The organism is Ruminococcus sp. (assembly GCF_024684275.1).
Genome location: NZ_JAIKXF010000107.1, coordinates 1 through 3,706, shown reverse-complemented (window position 1 = coordinate 3,706; position 3,706 = coordinate 1). Strand labels below are relative to the sequence as shown.

The following is a 3,706-nucleotide window of genomic DNA, read 5'->3' as shown; positions in this document are numbered from 1 at the left end:
TCGAGCGCAATATTCGGCATCATGGCTGTGGCATATTTCTATATGCTGCACCCTCTGTCGAAAAAGCTCAGCGAAAGGCTTCCCGAGCCTGTATGCTTCGGGGCGGGACTGTTCCTCACAGCAGGGATACTCACAGATACTATCATTTCTGTCACAGAAAACCTCAAATAAAAGCAAATATGGGCTTTTGCCCATTAAATAAAGGAGTTTTAAAATGAAAACCGTAAATATCGCAATCGACGGACCTGCAGGCGCAGGAAAAAGCACTATCGCCAAAATGGTATCAAAACAGCTTGGCTACATCTACGTTGATACAGGCGCCCTGTACCGTACTATCGCTCTTTACATAACCGAGAACAAAATAGCCGACAAGGATATCGAGGCTTCCCTCGAAAAGGCTGAGGTATCACTTAAGTTCATCGACGGTGCACAGAGAGTTTTCCTCGGCAAAAGAGACGTTTCCGACCTTATCAGGACTCCCGAGATATCAATGGCTGCTTCACGCACATCTGCCATACCCGCAGTAAGAGCATATCTCTTTGAGACTCAGCAGAAGATAGCCCGCGAGAATAATGTTATCATGGACGGAAGAGATATCGGCACGGTAGTCCTCCCCAATGCGGACGTAAAGATATTCCTTACGGCTTCCGCCGAGGAACGCGCTAACCGCCGCTACAAGGAGCTCCTTGAAAAGCCCGGCTGTCCCACATATCAGGAGATACTTGACGATATAATCATGCGTGACTATCAGGATATGCACCGTGAGACAGCTCCCCTGAAGCAGGCTGAGGACGCAGTGCTCGTGGACACAACAAAGCTGAATTTAGAGGAGTCCGCAGCCGCTATCGTAAAGGTCATAAAGGATAAGATCGGCTGATGGATATTATTTTCAGACAGGCGGTATGTGACGATTTCCCTGTCATTAAGGAGCTTTTCAGCGAAATGCTGAGAAGCGTCGGTGAAGAGGAAGCAGATAATTACGATGTCAGCTATCTTGAATTCTTCTCCGACAACGACGATATCATATATGCTGCCGAGGCAGACGGTAAAGTTATCGGATACCTCTCTGTTGCGGTATTCACTGAGTACATCTATCTCGACGACTTTTCAGTGACGGAAAAATACCGCGGAAGAGGCATAGGCACAAAGCTTATAGCACTTGCCGAAAAATACGGGATCGAAAAAAAAATTCCGACTGCCATGCTCCATGTTAAATGCTCAAACGAAAAAGCACTGAGGCTTTACAAAAGGCTGGGCTATACAGTCTCCGACGACAATGGCAGCCGTTTCAGAATGACAAAACAATTACAGAGGTGAGAACAATATGTATTATTTAGCAAAATTTGCCGTACTCATATACTTCAAAATAATGTACAAGCTTCACTTTGAAGGAAAAGAAAACATACCAACAGACACAACAGTTATATACGCCTGCAATCACCGCAGCAACGCCGATCCGCCGCTCCTCGGCTGCGGAGCGCGGGGCAGATTCGCTTTTATGGCAAAGGAGGAGCTCTTCCGCAACAAGCTTTTCGCATGGCTCATACGCTCCCTCGGAGCTTTTCCCGTTGCCCGCGGAAAGGGCGATACGGGTGTTATCGACACAGCCGTTGAAAGGCTCGGCAGCGGCCGCAGCCTTATGATATTCCCCGAGGGTACGCGCTCAAAGGACGGCAAGGTGGGCAAGGGACACACAGGCGCTGCTCTCATAGCAGTGAAGGCAGACAAGCCTATAATCCCTGTTGGTATATGCTACGGAGAAAAGCTGAAATTCCGCACTCCCCTCACCGTAAAATTCGGCAGGCCCATTGATCCCGAGGAATACTGCGAGATAAGCGATACTCCCAATCCCCGTCAGCTCGTAAAGCTCAAGAACCGCTATATGGCGGATATAAAGCTCCTCGTTGAGGGCGAGCCAGAAGCGTCAGACGATACAAAGGAGGATAAGGCTGATGAGTAAGGTAACGGTGGCAAAATCCGCAGGCTTCTGCTTCGGAGTTGACAGAGCCGTGAAAATGGTCTACGGCGAGCTCGAAAACAATACCCATGTGGCTACTCTCGGTCCTATCATACATAATCAGGACGTTGTCAATGATATGCAGGCAAAGGGCGCAAGGATAATCGAGACCGTGGACGAGCTGAAGCCCGATGAGACGGTAGTTATCCGCTCACACGGCGTAGGAAAGGAAATATACGATCAGATACAGGCAAAGGGCAACAGGATGCTCGACGCCACCTGTCCCTTTGTGTCGCGCATACATAAGATAGTGGCAGAAAAGTCCGCGGAAGGGTACTTTATTCTTATCGCAGGTGACAGAGATCATCCTGAGGTGCAGGGCATAGTTGGTCATTGTGACGAAAATTACATGGTTTTCAAGGACAACTTTGAGCTAAAAGACTTTTTTGAAAAAAATTATAAAAATTTGCAAAAAAAGCTTGCAATTGTGGCGCAAACGACGTATAATATAGTAGTATGGGGTGAGTGTTTAAACGTGATCCCGAAGGACGATCCAAATATTGTTATATACGATACGATATGCAACGCTACCGACGCGCGTCAGTCCGACGCTGCCGAACTTGCCAAGAACTCTGACATCATGCTTGTGGTCGGGGGAAGACACAGTTCAAACACCGTTAAGCTTTTCGAGGTTTGCAGCCGTTACTGTAAAACATATCATATCGAGAATTCGGACGAGCTTCGGTCATTAAAGCTTCCAAATGCCACTAATATCGGCATTACTGCCGGGGCATCAACCCCCGCCTATATAATCAAGGAGGTACAAACCAAAATGGCAGAAAATGAAATTCTTGCAGCTAATCAGAATGAGGAGTTTGATTTCGCTCAGGCAATCGACGAGTCATTCAAAAAAATACATACAGGAGAGAAAGTTAAAGGCATTGTTATCGCCGTAAACAATACAGAGGCTATCGTAGACCTCGGCACAAAGCACACCGGCTATGTTGCTCTCGACGACCTTACAGACGATCCATCAAAGAAGCCTTCTGACATCGTCAGCGTCGGCGACGAGATCGATCTTGTTGTTATCAAGGTGAATGACGCAGAGGGTACAGCTGCTCTCTCAAAGAGAAAGGTGGACGAACAGGCAGGTTACGAGAAGATCGTACAGGCCAAGGAAGAGGGCACAGTTCTCGAAGGCGTTGTTCAGAGCGTTGTAAACAAGGGTATCACACTCACAGTTATGGGTGTAAGAGTATTTATCCCTGCTTCTCTCACAGGTCTCCCGAGAGGCGCTGAGCTCGATCAGCTTCTCAAGAAGAAGGTAGAGTTCATCATCATCGAGGTATCTGAGGGCGGCAGAAAGAGAGCAGTAGGCTCTATCAAGGCTGTTCAGAACGCTAAGAAGGAAGAAGCAAAGGCAAGATTCTGGGAGACAGCAGAGGTTGGCAAGACTTACTCAGGCAAGGTCAAGTCTCTCACAAGCTTCGGCGCATTCGTTGACCTTGGCGGCATCGACGGTATGGTTCATATCTCAGAGCTCTCATGGAAGAGGATCAAGCACCCGAGTGAAGTCGTTAACGTAGGCGACACTCTTGAGGTATACATCAAGGATCTCGACAGAGAAGCAAACAGAATTTCTCTCGGCTTCAAGAAGGCTGAGGACAATCCTTGGGAGATCTTCAAGTCTCAGTATCAGGTTGGCGATGTAGTTAAGGCTACTATCGTTTCCATCACAAGCTTCGGTGC

Annotated in this window: 4 protein-coding genes; all 4 read left to right on the top strand. The window is 47.9% G+C overall.

Translation table 11 applies throughout. From position 1 onward, the window contains the following. Positions 1-214 precede the first annotated feature (214 nt). On the top strand, positions 215-877 hold the full coding sequence (gene cmk, locus K5677_RS12565; RefSeq protein WP_296728607.1) for a (d)CMP kinase: 663 nt from the start codon (positions 215-217) through the stop codon (positions 875-877). Beyond that, entirely contained in the window at positions 877-1,317 is a 441-nt protein-coding gene (locus tag K5677_RS12560) for a GNAT family N-acetyltransferase (RefSeq protein ID WP_296728606.1), read from the top strand. The genes cmk and K5677_RS12560 overlap by 1 nt, the downstream gene beginning before the upstream one ends. 7 nt (positions 1,318-1,324) lie before the next feature. Next, on the top strand, positions 1,325-1,960 hold the full coding sequence (locus K5677_RS12555; protein ID WP_296728604.1) for a lysophospholipid acyltransferase family protein: 636 nt from the start codon (positions 1,325-1,327) through the stop codon (positions 1,958-1,960). Beyond that, a partial coding sequence (locus K5677_RS12550; protein WP_296728603.1) for a bifunctional 4-hydroxy-3-methylbut-2-enyl diphosphate reductase/30S ribosomal protein S1 occupies positions 1,953-3,706 on the top strand: 1,754 nt, incomplete at its 3' end. The genes K5677_RS12555 and K5677_RS12550, both read left to right, overlap by 8 nt.